This is a genomic window from Sphingomonas sp. PEI4, from assembly GCF_056679955.1.
The window spans coordinates 3,610,875-3,633,246 of record NZ_CM155258.1 but is presented as its reverse complement, the minus strand read 5'-3'; the positions used below and the strand labels follow the sequence as shown (position 1 = coordinate 3,633,246).

Below are 22,372 nucleotides of genomic sequence, written 5' to 3'. Positions count from 1 at the left end.
CTGTTATCGTAAGACGGTGACTGTGGCGGCGATCGCTCTAGGCGATCGCCGCGTGCTCTCAGGTTGCTACCGGGTACTTCGCCCGCAGCCGCGCATTGCCGATCGTCGCCGCGAGCGTGCGTTCGTCGAGCTTACCTTCCCACTTGGCGATCACGACGGTGGCAAGCGCGTTGCCGATGAGGTTCACGAACGTCAGACCCTCAGCGAGGATACGGTGGATCCCGAGGATGAGCGCGATGCTGGCAACCGGGATCGTGCCCGTCGTGTTGAGCGTCGCTGCGAGGACCACGAACGCCGCGCCGGCGACGCCCGCCGCACCCTTGGACGTCAGCAACAGTACCGCGATCAGTCCGAGTTCGTGCCACAGCGTCAGGTGCGTGTTGGTCGCCTGCGCGAGGAACACCGCGACCGTGGTCAGGTACAGGCAGGTGCCGTCGAGGTTGAACGAATAGCCCGCCGGGATGACGAAGCCGACCACGCTCTCCTCGCAGCCGACCTTGCGCATCTTCTGGATGAGGCGTGGCAGCACGGTTTCGGTCGAGGTGGTAGCAGCGACGATGACGATCTCGTCCCACAGATAGCCGAGCAGCCGCCACAGGCTAACCCCGCACCAGTGCGCGATCCCGCCCAGCACGACCGCGGTGAACAGGCCGCAGACCACGAAGAACTCGATGATCAGTTCGCCCAGCGACCAGAGCGAAGCCGTGCCGAACTGGCCGACCGTGAAGGCAATCGCGCCGAACGCCCCGAGCGGCGCGAAGTACATGATATAGCCGATGATCCGGAAGAACGCTTGCGAGGCGCTGTCGATCAGCGTGTAGACGGGCTTGCCGCGCTCGCCGATCGCCGCAATCGCGATGCCGAACAGCACCGAGACGAACAGTACCTGCAGGACATGGCCTTCGGTCAGCGCGCTGGCGAAGGTATCGGGAATGATCCCCATGAAATAGCCGGTGATCGACTGGTCGTGCGCGGTCGCGACATAGGTCTTGATCGAGGCGGTATCGATCGCCGCGACGTCGATGTTCATGCCCGCGCCCGGCTGCCAGAGATCGACCATCACCAGTCCGAAGATCAGCGCGAGGATCGTCACCGCCTCGAAATACAGGATCGATTTCAGCGCGACGCGGCCGACGCTCTTCATGTCGTTCATGCCGGCGATCCCGTGGACGACGGTGACGAAGATCACCGGCCCGATCATCATGCGAATGAGCTTGATGAACGCGTCGCCGAAAGGCTTCATCGCCACGCCGGTCGCAGGCGCGAAATGACCGAGCAGGATGCCGAGCACCGTTCCCGCCAGCACCTGGAACCAGAGCTGGCCGACTATGCCGAAGCGGCTCGCTTTCTTGGTAGTCTCTCCTAGGTCCGTCATCGTTTTTCTTTCGTTGTGACGTGTCGGCGGTCTCAGCCGAATAGAGTGCCGTCGAATAGCTTGCGGGCAGTGCGGAGCATGGCCGCACCGATGACGTTGCCGTTCTCGTCCAGATCGATCACGCAGCCGGTCGCCCCGCTGGGATGCTCGACGTCGAGCGACTTCGACTGCCCGTCAGGCACGACCGCAAGATCATGCGCGGGCGACCCTTCGATCAAGCAGGCGGTGGCGACACTGACCGCGCCGAGCACGCCGATCGAGGCGTGGCAGCGATGCGGAATGAACGAGCGCACGCTGATCGAGCCGCCGTTACGGGGCGCGGCAACCAGCATCAGTTTAGGCACTGACTGTTCGGTGACGTCGCCGAGGTTCATTAGCGGCCCCGCCTTCAATCGGATCGCCTCGATCCGCGCCTTCAGTGTCTCGTCAGCATCGAGCGTCGCCCGGTCTTCGTAGCCGGTGATACCGACATCGGCCGCGCGCAGCACGACGCAGGGCATGCCGTCGTCGATCAGTGTCACGTCGACGCCATCGACGACATCGACTGCGTTGCCGGTCGGCAGCAGCGCCCCGCAGCTCGAGCCGGCAATGTCGGCGAAGGCAAGCGGGACAGGTGCAGCCGTGCCGGGAACCCCGTCGATCCGCGCATCGCCCTGGTAGGTGACGACGCCGCGTGGGGTCTGCACGGTCGCCGTGGCGAGCTTCCCGGTGTTGACCATGAAGATCGACACACGGGTCTCACCGTCCTGCGCGGCAACGAGCCCGCGTTCGATCGCGAATGGACCGACCCCGGCGAGCATGTTGCCGCAATTCTGCGCGTCGCTGACAATCGCCTGATCGACGAAAACCTGCAGGAACAGATAGTCGACGTCGGCGCCGACCTCGGTCGAACGCGAGACGACTGCGACCTTCGAGGTCAGCGGATCGGCGCCGCCCATCCCGTCGATCTGGCGCGGATCGGGGGAACCCATAGCCCGCAACAGGAACGCGTCGCGAGCCTTAGGATCTACCGGCAGATCGTCCGCGAGGAAGAACCCGCCCTTGGACGTGCCCCCGCGCATCCACATCGCGCGGACGCCGCCGGCGTTCGGTTGCTCAGACATATTTCAGTCCCTTGACGGCGAGCCGCTCGCGCATCGCATAGATGTCCAGGCCGAGTTCGCCGTTGGCCATTCGGTCACGCTTCTCCGTCTCACGCGCTTCGCGAGCCTGCGCCTCCGCAAGCACGACTGCCGCGTTCTCGCGGCGCACGACGCAGACACCGTCGTCGTCGGCCACGATCACGTCGCCCGGCTCGATCCGTTCGCCGGCACAGACCAGGGACACGTTTACCGAACCCAGCGTTTCCTTGACCGTGCCTTGCGCGAAGATCGCCTTCGACCAGACCGGGAACTGCATTTCGGTCAGGTCGCGCACGTCGCGAACCCCCGCATCGATGACGAGACCGCGACAGCCGCGCGCGATCGCGGAGGTCGCGAGCAGATCGCCGAAATAGCCGTCCTCGCAAGGCGATGTCGGCGCGACCACCAGAATGTCACCCTGTTTCACTTGTTCAATGGCGACGTGCATCATCCAGTTGTCGCCCGGCGGGATCGACACTGTGACTGCCGATCCAGCGATACGCGCGCCGGTGTAGATCGGCCGAAGGCGGCTGGCGAGCAACCCGATCCGGCCCTGCGCCTCATGGACGGTGGCGACGCCGACCTTGGCGAGACCGTCGATGACGGCCGGATCGGCGCGTGCGATGGTGGTGATGACGCTGGGCATCTCTGATCCTCGATCCTGTTCTCGTTGCTCCCTCTAGGAGCGCTCGACGCTTTCAAAGCAAAACAGATTTGCGCACGAGGCATAAGCTGTGCTGAGGTCCCAGCCATGCCTACTCTTCGCGATCTCAATTTGCGCCATCTCGATGCGGTCGCCACTGCGGCGCGCCTGGGAAGCATTAGCGCAGCCTCGCAATCGATGAACCTGTCACAGCCTGCGCTGACCCAGGCCGTCGCCAAGGTCGAGGCCGTGCTCGGGCACAGGCTCCTGGACCGACAACCGGGTGGGGTCGTCCTGACGGAAGCAGGACGGCTGATGACGAGCCGGATCGAGCATGCCCTGGCTTACGTCGCACGAGGCGGGCGGAGCGTGCGGCGGGGTGCACGTTTGCCACCCTTGCCGAACGTCGAACGGCGCATCACGCTTGGCCAGTTGCTCGCCCTCATGGCGGTCGATCGTGCGGGTAGCTTCGCGCTGGCAGCCAGACAGACGGGATTGTCCGAGCCCGCCGTTCACCGTGCAGCGCGCGATCTTGAACAGCTGCTGGAGGTTCCACTCCTCGCCAGGCAGGGACGAACGGTCCAACCAACCGCAGCCGCAGTACGGTTGCTGAGGTTTGCTCGATTGGCACAAGCAGAACTGGAATCGGGGTTCGACGAGCTGACGGCACTGCATTCGGAAGGCGCGGGGAGGATAACGGTCGGGGTCATGCCGTTGGCGCGTGCAATCCTGCTTCCGCAGGCGCTTGCGCGGTTCGCCCGCGTCTACCCGGTAGCCTCCGTCAATGTCGTGGAAGGGGCCTATGTCGAAGTGCTCTCCGCGCTACGAGAAGGCGCGATCGACGTGGTGGTCGGGGCGATGCGCGACCCCCTACCCGTGGCCGACGTCATGCAGGAACCCTTGTTCGACGACGACCCCGTCATTGTGGGACGCAAAGGACACCCTCTGCTTAGCGAACCGGGCTTCGCCTTCCCATGCCTATTGGATTTCCCGTGGGTGATCGCTGCGCCCGGGGCTCCCGTACGACGGCGGTGGGAACAGATGTTCAAGGAACAGGGCCTCGAACCGCCACGACCGCGGATCGAGTGCGGGTCCGTGATGGTGGTCCGAGGGCTCATGCTGGAGGACGATTGGCTGACGCTCATGTCACGCGACCAGTTCCTGCTCGAGGAGCGGGCCGGGCTGCTGTGCGAGATCGCCGGGGCGGGCTCTTCGCTTCGTCGGCAGATCGGGATGACGACCCGCGAGGACTGGCGACCGACCCGACTTCAGCGCGAATTCCTGAGCATCTTCCGATCCACCTGCGCTGAATGGACTTCAGGAAAAGCAATGGACGGACGGCCGTTTCGATACGCCTGACAGGCCTGGCCGGGCTAGATACCGCGCATCGCCAACCCTCGTCATCCCGGGAACGCAGCCATGATCATCGACTGCCACGGCCACTACACAACCGCCCCTGCAAGCCACAATGCGTGGCGAGACGCGCAGGTCGCGGCGATCGGAACGGGCGGCGACATCGACCCTGCCTACCCGGCCATATCCGATGACGAGATCCGCAAGACGATCGAGGCGAACCAGCTGCGCCTGCTGCGCGAACGCGGCGCCGACATGACGATCTTCTCACCCCGCGCCTCGGCCATGGCACCACACGTCGGGAGCGAAGCCGTCGCACATATCTGGGCACGTCGCTCGAACGACCTGATCAAACGGGTCATCGACCTGTATCCCGAGACCTTCGCCGGCGTCTGCCAGTTGCCGCAATCGCCCGGCATCTCAATCGCGCATTCGATCGATGAACTCGAGCGTTGCGTGACGGACCTCGGTTTCATAGGCTGCAACCTCAATCCCGACCCGTCGGGCGGCAAGTTCGATTCCCCTCCGTTGACCGATCGGGCGTGGTATCCGTTCTTCGAGAAAATGGTCGAGCTCGACGTCCCTGCGATGATCCACGTCTCGGGCAGCTGCAACCCGGCGATGCACGCGACCGGTGCGTACTACATCGCGGCCGATACGATCGCGTTCATGCAGTTCCTCGAAGGCGATCTTTTCCGGGATTTCCCGGACCTGCGCTTCATCATTCCTCATGGGGGTGGCGCGGTACCCTATCATTGGGGGCGCTATCGTGGTCTTGCCGACATGCTGAAACGACCGCCTCTTGTAGAGCACGTCATGAAAAACGTGTTCTTCGATACCTGCGTCTATCACCAGCCAGGCATCGATCTGCTGTTCAAGGTGATCGACGTCGACAACATACTGTTTGGATCGGAGATGGTCGGTGCGGTGCGCGGTATCGATCCCGAGACCGGCCAGTATTTTGATGACACCAAGCGCTATGTCGATGCGCTCGCCATCTCCGATGCCGACAAGCACAAGGTTTTCGAGGGCAACGCCCGTCGGGTGTACCCGCGCCTCGACGCTCAACTCGCCGCGCGGGGGCTTTGATGTCTGAGTTCACGATGGATCCTGCATGGATCTGCTATCACCCCGCCCCCAGCAAACCCGCCTTCGCGGTGCCCGCGGACGCGGTCGACGCGCATTGCCACGTGTTCGGGCCGGGCGATCTGTTCCCCTATGCCCCCGAACGTAAATATACGCCGTGCGATGCTGGCAAGGATCAGCTGTTCGCGCTGCGCGACCAGCTCGGCTTCGCGCGCAATGTCATCGTCCAGGCGACCTGCCACGGTGCGGACAACAGCGCGTTGGTCGATGCGCTACGGACCGCCGGCGACCGTGCTCGCGGCGTTGCAACGGTGCGCGACACGGTAAGCGATGCGGAACTGGCCGAGCTCCATGCCGCCGGCGTGCGTGGTGTACGCTTCAACTTCGTCCGCCGCCTCGTCGATCCAAAGCCCGACGCCTATTACCGCGCGATCATCGACCGGATCGCACCACTCGGCTGGCACGTCGTGATCTACTTCGAGGCCGAGGATTTGAAGGAGCGGTGGGACTTCTTCACGTCATTGCCGACGATCGTCGTCGTCGACCACATGGGGCGCCCGGACGTGACCCAACCCGTCGACGGCCCCGAATTCGGTCGTTTCATCCGGCTGATGGCCGAGCACGAAAACGTCTGGACCAAGGTAAGCTGCCCCGAGCGCCTGTCGAAGGTCGGTCCGCCTGGGTATGACGACGTCGTGCCGTTCGCGCGCACGCTCGTCGAACGGTTCCCCGACCGCGTCCTGTGGGGTACCGACTGGCCCCACCCCAACATGACGACGCATGCGCCTGACGATGGCGCGCTGGTCGACATCATACCGCGGATCGCAACCAACGCCGCGCTTCAGCAGAAGCTTCTGGTAGATAATCCATTGCGCCTCTACTGGGCGTAGTCCGCTGGCGGGGCCAAATCAGGCCTGATGATGTGGGTCGGTATGAGATCCCTCGATACCTCCAATACGTGGATCCCCAGATCCTCCAGCGCCCATCCTGCCACCGCCACCGCCACCGCCACCGCCTGTTTTGGCACCCTCGCTTCTTCCGCCAGCGTTTTTAGACCCTCCTCCCGATGACGCCGGCCGTGTCGGCCCCTGCATCGGTATCTTGAGGTCTACAGGTATGGGGTCGAGATCGAGCGCCTCACGAACGAAATCGCGGAGCGACACTACGAGATCATGGGTGTGCACCGGATGCCCGGTTACCAGTTCCCGAACTGCTTTGTCGGCAAGTCTGACATGCTCTTCCGTTCCCAGAAGAATGATGTCCGAAAGTGCGGCCTCCACCGCGTCGCGTATTCTCCGCGCGCGGTCCGATTTCGACGCAGTCTCGGCGGTGAGGTCGAGCTGCGCCATCGGCTCGGCAGGTACAGTAGGGGCGAAGCTTCTGAGGTCCCGTTTATGTGCCGGGTCGACGGTTAGATCGCCTGTGAATGATCCTCCCAAAACCTTGTACGCGGCGATCAAGGTGCGCAGACGCTCGTTGATCTGCCGGTTCAGTCGCTCACGGCGTTGCTGGAACGCCATTTGCGTTAGCAGTCGAATGCCCACACCGAGTAGCGTGACCAGGATGATGCCGAACAGCGTGGCCAGAGGGCTCTGCCAAGAACTGAAGTCCAGATTGCGCAAAACATTGAATCCTTCTTTACGCCCATAGTGCCCAGCCATTTATCGAAGCCGTAGCGCTCGAGTTCTTGCAGCCTAACCGAAAATTGAGTTGAGCGATTTCAGTAGCTTGTGATCCACCGGGAGTTGCGAAGACCACGTGGATCACATGGGCTGGACAGAAACCGCTCGGCGCTAGCGAGACAGAAAGCGACTGGACCGATGAGGAATGGGAATCGTACGGTCATTATTGAGGCGAACCTCCAGGGTGGGACAGCCAAGGTCTTACTGAGAGGGCACTCGATTCCGTCCAGTCCAATGCTGGCGACGTGATGAAGCATACGTCGCCTCGCGACCGAACGCGCCCCCTCAAGAAAGTAGAACGGCGACTGATTCCGGGGCCATCGTGTCGCAGGCAGCTCCGTCGATCCTGCGGCACGATGGATGCCGGACCCGACCCCCGGCATAAGGAAAAACAGGCTGATCTTGCCACCTGTTCCGATGGTTGGCGGCCTAGAACTTCACGTTCGTGCTGACGAAGAACGCGCGACCATAGGGGTCGTAGGTCGACGGATAGGTGTTCGCCTGCTCCTGGTTGTCGCCCAGGAGCGGCGGCTGCTTGTTGAACATGTTGTTGACGCCGACCGACCAGGAGAAGCCCGGCTTCACCTCGAACGCGGCGGTCAGATCGAAATAGTTATAGGCCTTGATCTTCTCGACGGCATAGACGGTGCCGCTGTCGTCGTCCTTCACGGGCGACAGATAGCGATACAGCACCGACACGGTCACGGGGCCGGTCGAGTAGGTCGTCCGCGCCGACAGGCGCCATTTCGCATATGGGTTGCCGCAGGTTTGGCCGAACTTGCCCGCGCAATCTATCGTCAGGTCGGGGATTGCCGCCAGCGGGTTATAGTCGAACGCGATTAGGCGCGTTCCGCTGAAGCGGAAATCGACCTTGCTGGTCGTGCTGCCAAACGCACCGAAGCCGAGCGGCAGGCCGTAGCGAGCCTCGAAATCGACGCCGCGAGTGACGACGCCTCCGGTGTTCGCCAGCGTGTTGGCGGCGTCGGTGATCGCGTAGCTGTTGGCATCGCGCGGCAGCGACGAGCAATAGCTTGAGTCGTATGGCGTATAGCCATTGTCCGCATCGCCGTAGCAGGCGCGGATCAGGTTCGTCGTGCCGACCGTCGAGATATAGTTGGCGATCTTGATCTTGTAATAATCGGCGGAGAACGAGAAGCCTGGCAGGAAACGTGGCTGCAGGACTATGCCGGCAGTGTAGGTGTCGGAGGTTTCCTCGCGCAGCGCGGGATTGCCGCCGTTGACCGTCTGGATCTGCGTGCTGCCGCCATCATAGGCGGTGCCGATCAACGAGGCCGGCACACCGGTCGCTACGCAGCTCGCGTTCAGATTGGTGTTCGTTTGCGCGATAGCGGTGGTGCAGGGATCGGTTGCCGCCGGGAAATCCTGCGCCGAGCCGCTATAAAGGTCGGACACTGTCGGCGCCCGCACCGCGCGCGAGTATTGACCACGCAGCGAGATGTCGTTGATCACCGACCAGACGACGCCACCCGAATAGGTGTTCACCGATTTCGCCGCGGTGGAATAATAAGAGTAGCGGTACGCGCCATTTACCTCGAGACGCTTGATGAACGGGATATCCGCCAGCAGCGGAACCGCGACCTCGGTATAGGCCTCCTTCACGTCGTAGCCGCCGCTCAGACCTTCGCCAGCGTTGAAGCCGACGACATCACCCGACGACAGCGAGAAGTCGGGATTGTAGCTGCCGTGCTCGCGGCGGTATTCGGTGCCGAACACGATGCCGACCGGGCCTGCACCGAGATCGAACAGGTTGCGGTTCGAGATCGACGCGCTGGCGACCTGCTCGCTGATCGTGCTGGTGTTCTGCACGGGGATGGTGATGAACGCCGCTGCTGCCGAACTGATGTTGCCCGCGCCGTAGATGTTCAGCGGTACGCAGCCGTTGCTGGTGTCCGAGCACACGAGGTTGCCACTGGCGTCATAGGTCGTGCGGAGCGCCTGCAACACACGGCTGCGCGAGACGTTGCCACTCTGCGTCTCGGTCGATTTGGTACGCGAATAGCTGTAAAAGGCATCGTAGTTCCAGCCGCCGCCGATGTCGCCGTTTGCGCCGAGGACCGCGCGATAGGCCGTGTTGTCGAGGCTTGAGATACGGTCGCCGACTTCGGTCAGGCGGCGATAGATCGTCGAGGTGACATAGCCGTCGCCGTCGGTATCGAGGCCCTGTAACAACGTCTGCGAACTGGGCGACAGGAACGACGAGTCGGCGTCGATCGCGACCGCTCCGGTGAACGGAGTAGGTGCCAGCTTGTTCTTCACGCGGTTGTTGATGAACTGGCCCTCGGCATAGACGTTGAACGCCTTGCTGACCTCGTAATGCGTCTGCGCGCTCATCAGGAACCGCTCCTGCGGTACCTGGAGATAGTTCGATGGCGCGTAATTATAGGCGTCGGTCGCCGCATTATACGGGCTGTAGCTGCCGTTGGTCTCGAACTTGCGGTTGACCCCGCCGATCGCGAACCGCGTGCCCTCAATCGAGCCCGACCCGCCGGCGATCAGCCCGCCCTCCCCGTCGTCGACCAGTGCCTGCCTCGAATAGTCGCGTGCCGACTGGAGGATGCCGTTGCGCTTGGTGTAATCGAAATAGATCGTCGCGTTGCCACGACCGTCCTCGAAATTGCCGCCGAGCAGCAAGTTGCCGTTGAAGTTGCCGCCATCCCCCGCCTCGTTGATCCGGTAATTCGCGCTCGCCTCGACGCCGCTGAAATCCTTCTTCAAAACGAAATTGACGACGCCCGCGATCGCATCGGAGCCGTACACTGCGGAACGGCCGCCGGTGACGATGTCGACGCGCTCGATCAGAGCCGCCGGGATCGTGTTGAGATCGACGACCTGGCTCGCGTCATACGCGACATAGCGCCGGTTGTTGACCAGCACGAGCGTCCGCGTCGAGCCGAGCCCGCGCAGATCGGCGGTGGCAACGCCGCCGCCCGGATTGTTCGAGGCGCCGGTGGTGCTCGGAATAAGCTGCGGCAGATCCTTCAGCACGCTTTCGACGTTGATCTGGCCGGAAAGCGCGATCTCCTTGGCGCTGACCACCGAGATTGGCGACGCCTGGCGCAGGCTCTCGCCGCCGAGGCGTGAGCCGGTCACGACGATCGTATCGCCGTCTTCGGGCGTAACCTGATCGACCGGCGTTCCCGCAGGCGTGGCCGTGGGTGCGACAGTCTCAGCGGTCTGGGCGTAGACCGGAGTCGAAACCCCAAGCAGAAGCGTAGACGCCAGAAGGCGCTTGCGAAAATCCAGACGCATGTCGATACTCCCTGAACCGCAATGCGATGTATTGCGGCGATTTTGTGCGATTACGGATTGGGTCCGCTGCTCAGATCTGCGGCCGTAATCGGGGTTCGACAATCCTTAATCGGTCATCAAAACGTCATCGTTCAAAGGTGTTGTACGGACGGCACGCTTTGATACAGTCTGTTGCAGGATCAAGACTGCGAACCGCGCGAATGACGACGGAGACACATGCGGCGGACCTGTTGCGCAAGCCGCTCACGCTACGCATCGCCCCTTGTGGCGCGATGGTAAGAGAGGTGCCGGCTGTTCCGCCGAAGGTGATCCTGCACGTTCGGTGGACCGTGCCATACCCGTGCGCCGAGCCCGTGGTGATTGCCCTGCCCTTGATCGTCGCCCGCCTCATTGGAACGTCGCTCCGCTCGCGATCGCCTTGCTCGGACTGAGCCCTTGCTGCTCGAGGAATAGGTTCAGCCCGGCAACCAGATCCTGCGCCGCCGTGCTGGTCAGTGCGATCCGGCCGACGACGACGCGGTCCACCGATGGCGGCTGGCGCGTATGATCGCAGCGCGCGCTTTCGAGCGTCAGGACGATAACGCCGTTCAGGTTTGCGAACCCGGCGAGCCCGGTGGCGAAAACCTCGGGCGCGAACGGGTTGTCGATCAGCGCGGGGGATGCTGGCGAAGGAATAGGGTTCGACGTTGGAACCCCCTTGATGGCGACGCGCATGTTGCTTCTCCTTACATTGGGCAAACGAACAGTTGGACGGCTGGCTCTGGAGCGGACTTGCCTCGCCGCAGATGAGCCACTGCCGCCACCGTTCCTAAGGCGCTAGAATGTCCCGGACATTTCTCTCGCAAGGTGGCGACGACACATCCCGTCCGACGGACTGCCCCATGTTGCACGCCTGTCGCCGAACCGAGACGTTGGAACATTCGGAGGAAACATCACCCGTCGATGCGCCCGGCTCACCCTGGAGACGCACGCATGACTTTCGATTTGGGCGCCGGTTCCATGGCTTTGGCCATCGCAGGAACACTGGCCACGGCACCCGTAACAATAGCATCGTCGGCACCGGCATCCCCGGGCAAACCGGCTCAACCGGGGAAAGTCGCGGTACCGGACTCCGCCGGCCGCACGATCCAGACCCTGCGCGTTGAAGGATCGCAGCGGATCGAGCCCGAGACGGTGTTGAGCTACACCAAGCTGCGCGTTGGCGCGCCCTACACCGCAGAGACGCTCGACCAGGCGCTGAAGGATCTTCAAGCCAGCGATCTGTTCGCGGACTACTCGATCGCCGGCGTCGCCACCGGCAATATCGTGCTGCGCGTGCGCGAGAACCCGATCGTCAATCGCATCCTGATCGAGGGCAACAAGGCGCTGAAAAGCGACAAGATTACCAAGGAGATCAAGCTCGCCCCGCGCCAAATCTTCACGCGCACTGCGGTCCGCCAGGACATAGCCCGGATCATCGAGCTCTACCGCCGCCAGGGCCGCTTCGCCGCTGTGATAGATCCGAAGATGGTCACGCTGGACCAGAACCGCGTCGACGTGATCTTCGAGGTCAGCGAGGGCCCGAAATCGAAGGTCCGCCAGATCAACATCCTGGGCAACGTGGTGTTTTCGGACGCACAGATTCGCGCGCAGATGGCAACCAAGCAGGCGCGGCTGAGCCGGATGTTGTCGTCTGCGACTAGCTACGACCAGGATAGGCTGAGCTACGATCAGCAGAAGCTTCGCCAGTTCTACCTCACGCAGGGCTATGCCGATTTCCGCGTCACCTCCGCGGTCGCCGAACTGACGCCCGACAAGAAGGACTTCATCATCACCTATGTGGTCGAGGAGGGAAAACGCTATAAATTCGGCGACGTCGGCGTCGACAGCCAGATCCGCGACTTCGACAGCAAGAAGCTCGCCGCCACGCTGCCGCTGAAGAAAGGCGACTGGTACAATGCCAAGCTCGTCGAGGATTCGGTCGACAATCTGAGCCAGACCGCAGGCCTGTTCGGCTACGCCTTCACCGAGGTGAACCCGGAGTTCCAGAAGGACGCCGATACGCTCACGATGGGCGTGAATTTCAACATCGCAGAAGCCAAGCGCACCTATGTCGAGCGCATCGAGATCAACGGCAACACGCAGACCAAGGACAAGGTCGTCCGGCGCGAGATCCGGCTTGCCGAGGGAGACGCCTTCAACAGCTTCCAAGTGAAGCGGTCGGAGGACCGGATCAATTCGCTCGGCTATTTCCAGGACAAGATGACGATCAAGCAGATTCCCGGTTCGGCGCCGGATCGCGTCGTGCTCGAGACCAATCTGGAAGAGAAATCGAGCGGCGAGTTGCAGCTTTCGGCGGGTTATTCGAGCCTTGAAAACCTGATCGCGTCGGCGACCATCACGCAGCGCAATTTCCGCGGCATGGGCCAGGAACTGCGCGCCGGCGTAAGCTATTCGAGTTATTCCAAATCGGTGAATCTGGGCTTCACCGAGCCCTATCTGTTCGACACCAATATAGCGCTCGGCGGCGATCTGTTCCGCCGCGACTATAGTTCGTACAGCACCACCGGCGACAGCAACGACACGACATACAAGCAGGTCTCGACCGGTTTCCAGATCCGCGCTGCGGTGCCGCTTACCGAATATTGGTCCGCCACTACGCGCTACGGCCTGTCCTACGACCAGGTCACGCTCGACGCCGACACCTATTACACCAACGGCGTCTGCGACCCCGCCATTGCCGGCACGTATCTGTGCGACGCGGTAGGCAATCGCTGGACCTCGTCGATCGGCTATTCGCTGGTATTCGACAGCACCAACAGCCGCACCCGCCCGAGCAAGGGCAGCAAATTCTCTGTCCGCCAGGACTTCGCGGGTCTCGGCGGCGACACGAAATACATCCGCAGCACGGCGAACTACACCAAGTACATGGACCTCGGCTCCAGCTTCATTCTCTCCGCGCATGCCGAGGGGGGCTATATCAAGGGGCTCGGTCAGGACGTGCGGCTTACCGATCGATTCTATCTCGGCGATCCGCAGATGCGCGGCTTCGACATCCGCGGTGTGGGCCCTCGCGTGACGCGCACCTATTATGACACGACGACTGCCCCCGCGACCCTGTCGAACAACAGCAGCACGACCACCCAGACCGCGCTGGGCGGCACCGCCTACTATCAGGCACGGCTCGAACTCGAATTGCCCATGGGTGCCGGCGCACGCGAACTCGGCCTGCGCCCGTCGATCTACATGGACGTCGGCGCGGTATTCGGGGGCAAGACGCCGACTCTGGCCGACACGTGCGCCGCCGCCAACACCGCCTCGATCGCCTGCGTCGCCGGCACGCGCCAATATACCGACGGCTCAGGCAACCTGTTGTACCTCGATACCGCGGGTGCCAGCACCACGACCAACACCGGCACGCCGTACACCTATGCGCTCGGCACCTATAAGGAGACCTATTCGGGGAATACCGCGAGCCCCCGCCTGTCGCTCGGCATCGGCGTCAACTGGACCTCGCCGTTCGGGCCCTTGCGGATCGATCTCGCCAAGGCGCTGCTCAAGGCACCGGGCGACGACAGCAAGCTGATCACCTTCAACATCGGCGGGCAGTTTTAACCTGCGTCCACATTGGCTCACTCGATAGTCCCGGTGAATTCCATGCCGCGGCCGTATTTTTATACCTCGCGATATCCAGGAAATATGAGAGCAATCTGGCAGGACTACGGCGTTCACAATGAGGATGCGGTCACGGTGCTACGGAACACACGGATCGCCGAATGATCAACGTCACGGCGCGATTATGCGCGTCGCCAAGAAGAGATGCCCCATGAAACATATAGCCTGTTTCCTCCTGCTCGCGGTCGCCGCGCCGGTTAACGCAGGACAGCAACCCGATGTGCCCCCGCCACGGACTGACGTCGGCCCGTTGCGCGACCGGGACAAAGACGATCTTGCGTTGATACTCCGTCTGAACCCTGCCCAGCGCCCAGCGCTTGTCGAATTCCTGGCGGATGCCGTCCCTCCAAAAGCGCCGATGATGCGCGCCGACCACGAGTCCGCCGAGCAGGACTTCGAGCAACGGATTGCGGAGCAGGAACGGCGAATGAACGAGCGGAACGTGATTGAACGCAAGCGGATCAACGCGACCAAGGCTTTTTACGCCGTGCTCGACCCGCGGCAGCGGCAGATCTTCGAGGCATTGATGCGGTTGCGCCACATATCCGACCGACCGCGAGGGCTAGACGGCCCCCGAGGGCGCGGCCCGGATGACCACGGCAGACATCAAGGGCCGGACGACGACTGATATAGTGATTACGGTGTATGGCGAGCCTTAGGTTTGAAGTCACACCGCGGTAACGTCGGGTAGGAAGACATAGCCGTTGCCGCGAACCGTGCGGATGAGTTCGGTTCCGTCGAACGACGACAGCTTGCGGCGCAAGCGGCTGATGTTGACGTCGATCGTGCGGCCGCGCGTCATGTTCTCGGTCCTGCCCGACTGCTCTATCATCTCCTCGCGCGAATGTATCTTCTGCGGTTGGGTGACCAAGGCGTCGAGCAACCGGAATTCGCCCTCTGTCAGGCGAACTAGAGCGCTGTTGGGGGCATGCAGAGCTCGCATGCGGACGTTCATCGTCCATCCCGCGAACGCATATATTTCAGTTTGAGCAAGGCGCGGCGGTTCGCCCGAGACCACGCTCACCCTGGCAGGCACTGCATGACGCTGGCTGCGACGACGCAACACGGACCGAATCCTAGCCAGGATCTCCCGCGGGCTCGATGGCTTTGTAACATAGTCGTCAGCACCCAGTTCGAGCGCGACGACCCGGTCGACCTCGCTTCCAAGCGCCGAAAACATGATAACCCCCGGCGCGTCCTCCGCCTGAGTCAAGGAGCGCAGGACGGAAAGCCCGTCCTCGCCCGGCATCATCATGTCCAGCACGACAAGGTCGCAGGGCCGCTGGCTGAGCTTGGAGCGAAGCGCCGCTCCACTTTCTACCGCTTCCGCGCGCAGCCCATGGTCAACAAGGAACTCGGTTAATAATTCGCGCAGACCTGGGTCATCGTCCACGACAATAATCCTCGCGCTATCGGCGTTCAGTTGATCGCCGCCATAAGCCGGCATGGCGGGTTTGCGGATGCTGGTGTGATTACTGATCATTTCAGGGTCATGCGTCACGCGTCTTTCCAGAATATGTCCGGAAATGACGGTTCTGGCGCGCCAAGCTCGTCCCCGGGAAGGTTTGATGACGAAGCTGCCCTATCCTGAAACATCGCAAACACATGGACGTGATATAACGTGGAAATGATCAGCCCGATTCCCAATACGACCGCTACGACGTTGCTGGTCGTCGACGACGACCATGCCATCCGCAGCCTGCTTGCCCAGAGTCTCGGCCTGCATGGCTACCGCGTGAAGACCGCCGCCAGCGCCCAGGAAATGGACCAGGTGCTTGCACATCACCCCATATCGCTCATCCTGCTCGACGTGATGATGCCTGGCGAGGACGGGTTGGCCGTGTGTCGGCGCCTGAGCAGCAGGGGCGGCCCGCCGATCGTGATGCTCAGCGCGTTGGGCGACGAGCCCGACCGAGTCCTGGGACTGGAGATCGGCGCGAGCCATTACCTGGCCAAGCCGTGCAGCCCGCGTGAGATCCTGGCGACCGTACGCGCGGCATTGCGCAATCCTTGCGCGCCCGACGGCCTCGATAGCCGGGGCTTCACCTTTCTTGACTGGCGCGTAGATTTCGCGGCGCACGAACTGCACGACGGCGACGGCACCCTGGTTGACCTGACGGATGGCGAGTTCGCGGTGCTGCGCGCTTTCGTCGAACGGCCCCGCCGCGTCCTCGCACGTGACGCGCTGCTTGAGGCGGCGCGTGGCCCCGATACAGAAGCGTTCGATCGCGCCATCGACGTGCAGGTCAGCCGCCTACGCCGCAAACTCAGATCGCGCGGCGATGAGATCATTCGGACGATCCGCAACGAAGGCTATTTCTTCGTGCCCCGCGTCGTGCGCGCATGATCCACGGTCGCGAGCGGTCGTGGCCGCTGTTCCTGCGAATTTTTGCGCTGATGCTGCTGACGGTATTGCTGGTTCAGCTCCTCAATTTTGCCGCCGTGCTGCTGATGCCGCCGCCGACGCCGGTCATCTACTCGACTAACCGGATCGCCACCGTCATGCGGTCGCGCAGGGATCCGAGCGGGCTCCTCGTCGTGGAGACCTCGCACAAAGCACCCCGGTCCGGTGGCGACGACCGCGACCGTCGGCTCGCCAGACTAATCGCTGCGGACCTTGCTGTTCCGCCCTCGGCGGTAACCGTCGAGGGACATCGCTATGGTCCACCGATGATGGTTGGGGTGTTTCGCCCGCCGATCCCGATGGCGGGACCGCCCCGCCGATTCGCACTGGACAACGCGCTGTTCGGTGCTTTCTCCGTATCGCTTGCAGTCGCACCGGGAATTTGGCGCGTCGTCCACCCGGTAGGCGGCGCGACTGGTCCATGGCGGATGCGGATCATCCTGTGGCTTCTGGTCGCGATGGCGGTGGCGGCACCGATCGCCTGGGGACTTGCGCGGCGCGTGGCTAGGCCGATCGGACTGTTCGCCGCGGCAGCCGAGCGGCTCGGGCGCGATCCGCATGCCGAGCCGTTACCAGTGCGCGGGCCACCCGAGATCACGGAGGCGGCAAATGCATTCAACGTCATGCAGAGCCGTCTCAACCGCTATGTCGAGGACCGCACGACGCTGATCGCCGCGATCGCGCACGATCTGCGAACGCCGCTCATGCGCCTGTCGCTGCGCCTCGAAAAGGCACCCGACGCGATCCGCATCGCAAGCGAGGAGGATATCCAGGAGATGAGCCACCGCATCGGTGCGGCGATGGCGTTCGTGCGCGACATGACGCGGCACGCCAGTCGCCAGCGCCTCGACCTTCGCTCGCTGGCGGAAAGCATCACCGACGAATTCAGCGATCGGGGCAAGCTTGCGGTCTTGGAAGCTGGCCCGCCGCTCACGATGGAAGGTGACGTTCCGGCGTTGAAGGCGCTGCTCGCCAACCTCGTTGACAACGCGATCAAATATGCCGGCAATGCCGACGTTCGGCTGCTCCGCGTGAAAGACGCTGTAGTCATCGAGGTCGCCGACAACGGCCCCGGATTGGACCGGCAAGATCTCGACAAGGCGTTCGAGCCATTCTTCCGCGCCGAACGATCGCGCAGCCGCGATACCGGTGGCATCGGTCTAGGCTTAGCGAGCGTCCGCGCCGTCGCACGCGCGCATGGCGGCGACGTGAAGCTCGAGAACAGGCCGGAGGGCGGATTGCTCGCGCAAGTTACCCTGCCCGGCTGACGCTCTATCCGAGCAGTCCGGACACAATCCAGCGCCGGCTCATTGCCGATTTCATCAGCGCGGCACCGCACCGCCGACAGGCGGATCGCTGCATGACCTGATCCGCGATGTCTCGGTGCCGTGATCGCGGCAGATGCCGGCCGACGGTACAGTCGAGCGTCGAGATGTAGCCAAGGCCGATGCTCCCCTAGATTGTCCCACGAGAGGCATGCCCAGCGAAGTTGTCCGCGGTGATTCTGTCCCAAGCTAAGCCCGCCGTCGGTGCGTGGTGGTGGCGTTGTCAGACACACACGAGGGAGCCACCAGGCTCGGCACCGCAAGAGCCGACGGCGAGTTCTGGTTGAGCAGCGACCTCCGAGTACGGGTCCGTACGTCCTTATTCTCGGCGCGATGGTGTCTGAAGTGCAACGGTCAGACATTCTGCAGACACTCGAACCTCCTAAATGATCCGCCCGAGTGGCGTACCGCATGTCGTCACCAGCTCGGGGTATCTGCAAAGTGAGTAAATCTTTTCTGACGCGTGGCGTGTTCGGCTGCTCCTTGTGCCTGATCGCGTCTCCCGCGCTCGCGCAATCGACCGGTACGAAGGATTTCGAGGAGATCGTGGTAACTGGCGAAAAGGCGGATCCGGCGATCGGCGGCGTTGTCTTGCCGGCAACATCAAAAGCCAAGGTTGGGCTCGATGCTGAATTCATCCAGCATGAGACACCCGGCCAGTCGATCAACGACACGCTGAACATGCTGCCCGGCGTCAGCTTCCAGAACAACGATCCCTATGGATCGTCAGGCGGCACGCTGAGCATCCGCGGCTTCGATGCGAGCCGCGTATCGGAGATGTGGGACGGTTTTCCGCTCAACGATACCGGCAATTACTCGATCTACTCCAACCAGCAGCTCGATCCCGAACTGATAGGTCAGGTCATGGTGAGCCTCGGGTCGACCGACGTCGACAGCCCAAGCGCATCCGCGACCGGCTCCACGATCAACTATACAACGCGCAACCCGTCCGAGGACTTCCACGTACGGATGGCAGGTTCGGTAGGCGACTATGACTTCTTCCGCGTGTTCGGTGCAGTGGACACGGGCGTCTTCACGCCGTTCGGCACACGCGCCTTCATTTCCGCGAGCAAATCGACCAACGATGTCGTGTTCACCGACGCCGGCAAGATCGACAAGACGCAGATCAACGCAAAAATTTATCAGCCGATCGGCAGCAAGGGCGACTTCATCTCGGTCGCCGGCCATTATAATCGTAACATCAACAACTTCTTCGGTTCGGTGCCGCTCAGCACGGTCGGGGCGAGTGTCGGGACGGGATCGGGCAATAGGTTTCCGCAGACGCGAGACGAGCGGTTCTACGACGTGTCTAATTGCGTAAGCAGCGCCGGCGTCGCGTGCGGGCTGGGCGCGTACGATTATCGCTACAACCCTTCAAAAACCGCCAATATCCGCCTGAATTCGCGACTCACGCTGGCGGACAAGCTGATCCTGACAGCGGACGCGGCGTATTCCTACACCTTGGCGAATGGCGGCGGGACGGCGACCGCCTCGGAGGGCTTCGCGACGATCGGTGGTCATCCGGTCGCCGGCTATATCGGCAGCACGGCCTATTTTGGCGGCGTCGATCTTAATGGCGATGGCGACATCTCGGACTCTGTGCTGGTTAGCGCACCCAGCACGACCGAAACCAATCGCTATCTGCTCAACCTCGGGCTCCGCTATGACTTCAACGAAATGCAGACGGTTCGGGTCGGGTACAGCTTGGATTATGGCCGGCACAGGCAGACCGGCGAGCTAACCACGATCGGCGCCTACGGCTTTGCCGCGACGCCTTTCCCAAGCGAAGAGCCGTTGCTGGATTCGACCGGCACCGCGCTGCAGAAACGGGATCGCTTTTCGAAGGCGATCCTGAACCAGGCCTTCGGCGAGTATCGCGGTCGGTTCTTCGACAGCAAGCTGACACTGACGGCCGGCGTGCGCGCGCCCTTCTTCACGCGCGACCTGAACAACTACTGCTTCACGACCAGCAGCACCGGCGCGCTGGTCTGTTCCGGCCAGAATGCGGCTACCGATGCAATCATCGCTGGGGCAAATCCGAATTACCAGGGGCCACAGGAGCGCAAATTCAATTATAACCGCGTCCTTCCCAGTGCGGGTCTGGTCTACCAGATTGCCGCACCGCTGGCGGTCTTCGGGAATTACTCCAAGGGCATGCAGGTTCCCGGCACGGACAATCTTTATAACAGCTTCTATTACGCCGAAGGCACCAGCGGTGCCGAGGGGGCCAAGCCCGAGACGACGGACAATTTTGACGCGGGCTTGCGCTATCAGGCCGGTCGGGTGCAGGCGCAGGTCTCGGGCTGGTATACGGTCTTCCACGACCGGCTGGCCTCGTCCTACGATCTGGAGACCACCACGACGATCTATCGCAACCTCGGAACCGTCCACAAATACGGGGTCGATGGAAGCCTGAGCTATCGGCCGGTCGACGCGGTGACCCTCTACGGGTTCGGATCCTATCTTAAGTCGAAGATCCTCGACGACATTCAGTCGTCCGCTACGTCAACCTACTACACTGCCGGCAAACGTGAGGCGGGGGCGCCCACCTACACCTTCGGCGGTCGTGTCGAAGGCAATGTCGGACCGATTCGCGTCGGCATCGAAGCCAAGCGGACGGGCGAACGCTACGTCAACGACCAGAACCTGCCCGTCGTGATCTCGGGCGTGCAGGTCTATGGGGCGAAGGCACCGGCCTACACGCTGGTCAATCTCGACGCCCGTATCTCGCTCAAGCCACTCGGTCTCGACGACCAGACCTATCTGCAGCTGAATGTGAGCAACCTGTTCGACAAGCTGTACGTCGGTGGGTTTAGCGGGACGAGCGCGACCAACTCGCTGACTTACGCCCAGATCGGAGCACCACGCGCCCTCTCGGCCACCTTAAACATGGGCTTCTAACCACGTCGCGGCGAAGGTACGCCTTTGCCGCGACACAGTTCGTATTCCGGCTCTCAGTGCGAAGGGAAGGCAAGCTGGGCTATCTCAGCCCGGTGAACTTCGAACGGCAGGCTCAGGTGGCTCAACCTCATGCCCATCGGACCGGCAGCAGTGTGGATCGGCGCCGAAAGTGAAACCCTAATAGGTTTCGCCAAGCGTTTGAAACTGCGTCAAAGATCTACATAACTAGGGGTCCCGATCGGCGCCGATCGGGATCCTTTCATAACCCATAATCCCAAAAGATTACAGATCGTTGCCTCGCTTAAAGCGGGGTCACGTTTTCGGCGCCTATCCACACCTCTCGTAAGGCAGCGCTCAGGTCCCTAATCGCGTCCATGCGCCGCGTTATGTTCGAACGGAGCCCTGCCCCGTATCGTACAAACCCGCCCCGGCCCGTTTCCTTGGCATGATAGAGCGCTAGGTCTGCATTCTGGCGAACGCGCTCCACGGTCGGATCATCCTGCGAGTAAACCGCTCCCCCGATAGTAGCACGGGGGACCACGATCTGACCGCCACAGTCGGCAGATAGCGCAAGCGCATCCAGAATATGGCCTGCGGCCGCCTCAAGATCGCGCAGCCCACCATCAGCCTGGATGATTATCGCAAACTCGTCGCCACCAATCCGGAACGTACGGCCCGGATGTATGGCAGCGGCAATTCGGTCGCTAGCGACCTGTAGAAGCCTGTCGCCTGCATGATGGCCAAACGTATCGTTCACCACCTTCAGATTATCGAGATCGAGTACGAACAGCGCCCAACTGCCGGCCGCGGCACCTTCGAGTTTGGCAAGGGCAGCATGATAGGCGGCCCGGTTAGGGTGCCCGGTCAACGCGTCGGTAAACGCTCGCCGTTGATGTTCGAGGACACGCTCATGTCGGTCGATCGCAATCTGAGTAAGGTGAACACAGTTGGCCACCACTTCCCGTTCGAAGGCGGTCGGTCCCCGGACATCTCGGTAGTAGAAAGCAAATGTCGCGATCGCGCGCCCCTCCGCACCGCATATCGGACTCGACCAACATGCGCGAAGCCCGTGCGGAAGTGCGAGATGCTTGAATTCCGCCCACCGATCGTCCGTCTTGATATCGATGACAGTGACGTCCGTTTTTAGATAAGCAGCAGTCCCGCAAGAGCCCGACAGTGGGCCGATCATGACGCCGTCTAGCGCCCGAGAATATTCATCTGGAAGGCTTGGCCCCGCTAGCGGATGAAGTAGACCTGCTGGATCCACGGTCAAGACCGAACAGATCACTTCAGGAAGGATGCTCTCCACTTCGCTACACAGCGTGCTGCACGTAGACTCGAGGCTAGCGCCTTTGGCAACCATCCGCAGAATCGCGTTTTGAAGATGAAGCAAGATACTTCCCGTATCGGCACCGTCCCGGTGTCGATGAGTTTCGCCCGAGCCCATAAGCTACGGCCATAAGGCATCCACGTTTCGAAATCCTTTAAAAGTGGCGGATAAAATTCATCCAGACAAACCAATGCGGTTGTAATTTTGCGAGAATTCGGTGGCTTGGAT

General features: G+C 62.2%; 16 protein-coding genes. 8 read left to right on the top strand and 8 right to left on the bottom strand.

Translation table 11 applies throughout. The annotated features are described in order from the left end of the window. Positions 1 to 58 precede the first annotated feature (58 nt). From dctA to AC1MLZ_RS16795, 3 genes are read right to left on the bottom strand one after another with little or no spacing between them, the layout of a single operon-like run. Positions 59 to 1,375 (bottom strand): C4-dicarboxylate transporter DctA, encoded by a 1,317-nt coding sequence (dctA, locus tag AC1MLZ_RS16805; protein ID WP_480959470.1) that lies wholly within the window; start codon positions 1,373 to 1,375, stop codon positions 59 to 61. Positions 1,376 to 1,407: 32 nt separating this feature from the next. Further along, a complete protein-coding gene (locus tag AC1MLZ_RS16800; RefSeq protein ID WP_480959469.1) occupies positions 1,408 to 2,478 on the bottom strand; it encodes a 4-oxalomesaconate tautomerase in 1,071 nt (356 codons plus the stop codon). Then, a complete protein-coding gene (locus AC1MLZ_RS16795) occupies positions 2,471 to 3,142 on the bottom strand; it encodes a 4-carboxy-4-hydroxy-2-oxoadipate aldolase/oxaloacetate decarboxylase (RefSeq protein WP_480959468.1) in 672 nt (223 codons plus the stop codon). Before AC1MLZ_RS16795 ends, AC1MLZ_RS16800 begins: the two co-directional genes overlap by 8 nt. A 105-nt stretch (positions 3,143 to 3,247) precedes the next feature. On the opposite strand from AC1MLZ_RS16795, the gene AC1MLZ_RS16790 reads away from it, so the two are divergent. From AC1MLZ_RS16790 to AC1MLZ_RS16780, 3 genes are read left to right on the top strand one after another with little or no spacing between them, the layout of a single operon-like run. Then, complete coding sequence (locus AC1MLZ_RS16790) at positions 3,248 to 4,498, top strand: LysR family transcriptional regulator (RefSeq protein ID WP_480959467.1); 1,251 nt, start codon at positions 3,248 to 3,250, stop codon at positions 4,496 to 4,498. Positions 4,499 to 4,558: 60 nt separating this feature from the next. Then, a complete protein-coding gene (locus AC1MLZ_RS16785; RefSeq protein WP_480959466.1) occupies positions 4,559 to 5,581 on the top strand; it encodes an amidohydrolase family protein in 1,023 nt (340 codons plus the stop codon). Beyond that, positions 5,581 to 6,468 carry an amidohydrolase family protein gene (locus AC1MLZ_RS16780; RefSeq protein WP_480959465.1) on the top strand — a complete coding sequence of 296 codons (888 nt, stop codon included), beginning with the start codon at positions 5,581 to 5,583 and terminating at the stop codon, positions 6,466 to 6,468. Before AC1MLZ_RS16785 ends, AC1MLZ_RS16780 begins: the two co-directional genes overlap by 1 nt. Before the next feature lie 18 nt (positions 6,469 to 6,486). Here AC1MLZ_RS16780 and AC1MLZ_RS16775 read toward each other — a convergent pair whose 3' ends face one another. The 3 genes from AC1MLZ_RS16775 to AC1MLZ_RS16765 all read right to left on the bottom strand — a co-directional run bounded on the left by AC1MLZ_RS16775 (position 6,487) and on the right by AC1MLZ_RS16765 (position 11,244). Then, a complete protein-coding gene (locus AC1MLZ_RS16775) occupies positions 6,487 to 7,239 on the bottom strand; it encodes a hypothetical protein (RefSeq protein ID WP_480959464.1) in 753 nt (250 codons plus the stop codon). 450 nt (positions 7,240 to 7,689) lie between these two features. After that, positions 7,690 to 10,530, bottom strand: a complete 2,841-nt coding sequence (locus tag AC1MLZ_RS16770) for a TonB-dependent receptor (RefSeq protein ID WP_480959463.1) — start codon at positions 10,528 to 10,530, stop codon at positions 7,690 to 7,692. 387 nt (positions 10,531 to 10,917) lie between these two features. Continuing rightward, positions 10,918 to 11,244 (bottom strand): hypothetical protein, encoded by a 327-nt coding sequence (locus tag AC1MLZ_RS16765; RefSeq protein ID WP_480959462.1) that lies wholly within the window; start codon positions 11,242 to 11,244, stop codon positions 10,918 to 10,920. 258 nt (positions 11,245 to 11,502) lie between these two features. Here AC1MLZ_RS16765 and bamA point away from each other — a divergent pair, with 258 nt between their 5' ends. Both bamA and AC1MLZ_RS16755 read left to right on the top strand, forming a co-directional pair. Then, on the top strand, positions 11,503 to 14,124 hold the full coding sequence (gene bamA, locus AC1MLZ_RS16760; RefSeq protein ID WP_480959461.1) for an outer membrane protein assembly factor BamA: 2,622 nt from the start codon (positions 11,503 to 11,505) through the stop codon (positions 14,122 to 14,124). Positions 14,125 to 14,242: 118 nt separating this feature from the next. Further along, a complete protein-coding gene (locus AC1MLZ_RS16755) occupies positions 14,243 to 14,812 on the top strand; it encodes a Spy/CpxP family protein refolding chaperone (RefSeq protein WP_480959460.1) in 570 nt (189 codons plus the stop codon). Between the two features lie 39 nt (positions 14,813 to 14,851). Here the strand turns inward: AC1MLZ_RS16755 and AC1MLZ_RS16750 are convergent, their stop codons facing one another. Then, a complete protein-coding gene (locus tag AC1MLZ_RS16750) occupies positions 14,852 to 15,685 on the bottom strand; it encodes a response regulator (protein ID WP_480959459.1) in 834 nt (277 codons plus the stop codon). A 126-nt stretch (positions 15,686 to 15,811) separates the two neighbouring features. Here AC1MLZ_RS16750 and AC1MLZ_RS16745 point away from each other — a divergent pair, with 126 nt between their 5' ends. The 3 genes from AC1MLZ_RS16745 to AC1MLZ_RS16735 all read left to right on the top strand — a co-directional run bounded on the left by AC1MLZ_RS16745 (position 15,812) and on the right by AC1MLZ_RS16735 (position 20,814). Next, positions 15,812 to 16,531, top strand: coding sequence for a response regulator (locus AC1MLZ_RS16745; RefSeq protein WP_480959458.1), 720 nt, complete (start codon positions 15,812 to 15,814; stop codon positions 16,529 to 16,531). Then, entirely contained in the window at positions 16,528 to 17,856 is a 1,329-nt protein-coding gene (locus AC1MLZ_RS16740; protein WP_480959457.1) for an ATP-binding protein, read from the top strand. Before AC1MLZ_RS16745 ends, AC1MLZ_RS16740 begins: the two co-directional genes overlap by 4 nt. A gap of 498 nt (positions 17,857 to 18,354) precedes the next feature. Continuing rightward, on the top strand, positions 18,355 to 20,814 hold the full coding sequence (locus tag AC1MLZ_RS16735; protein ID WP_480959456.1) for a TonB-dependent receptor: 2,460 nt from the start codon (positions 18,355 to 18,357) through the stop codon (positions 20,812 to 20,814). 301 nt (positions 20,815 to 21,115) lie between these two features. Here the strand turns inward: AC1MLZ_RS16735 and AC1MLZ_RS16730 are convergent, their stop codons facing one another. Next, positions 21,116 to 22,177, bottom strand: coding sequence for a sensor domain-containing diguanylate cyclase (locus tag AC1MLZ_RS16730; RefSeq protein WP_480961594.1), 1,062 nt, complete (start codon positions 22,175 to 22,177; stop codon positions 21,116 to 21,118). Between the last annotated feature and the right edge of the window lie 195 nt (positions 22,178 to 22,372).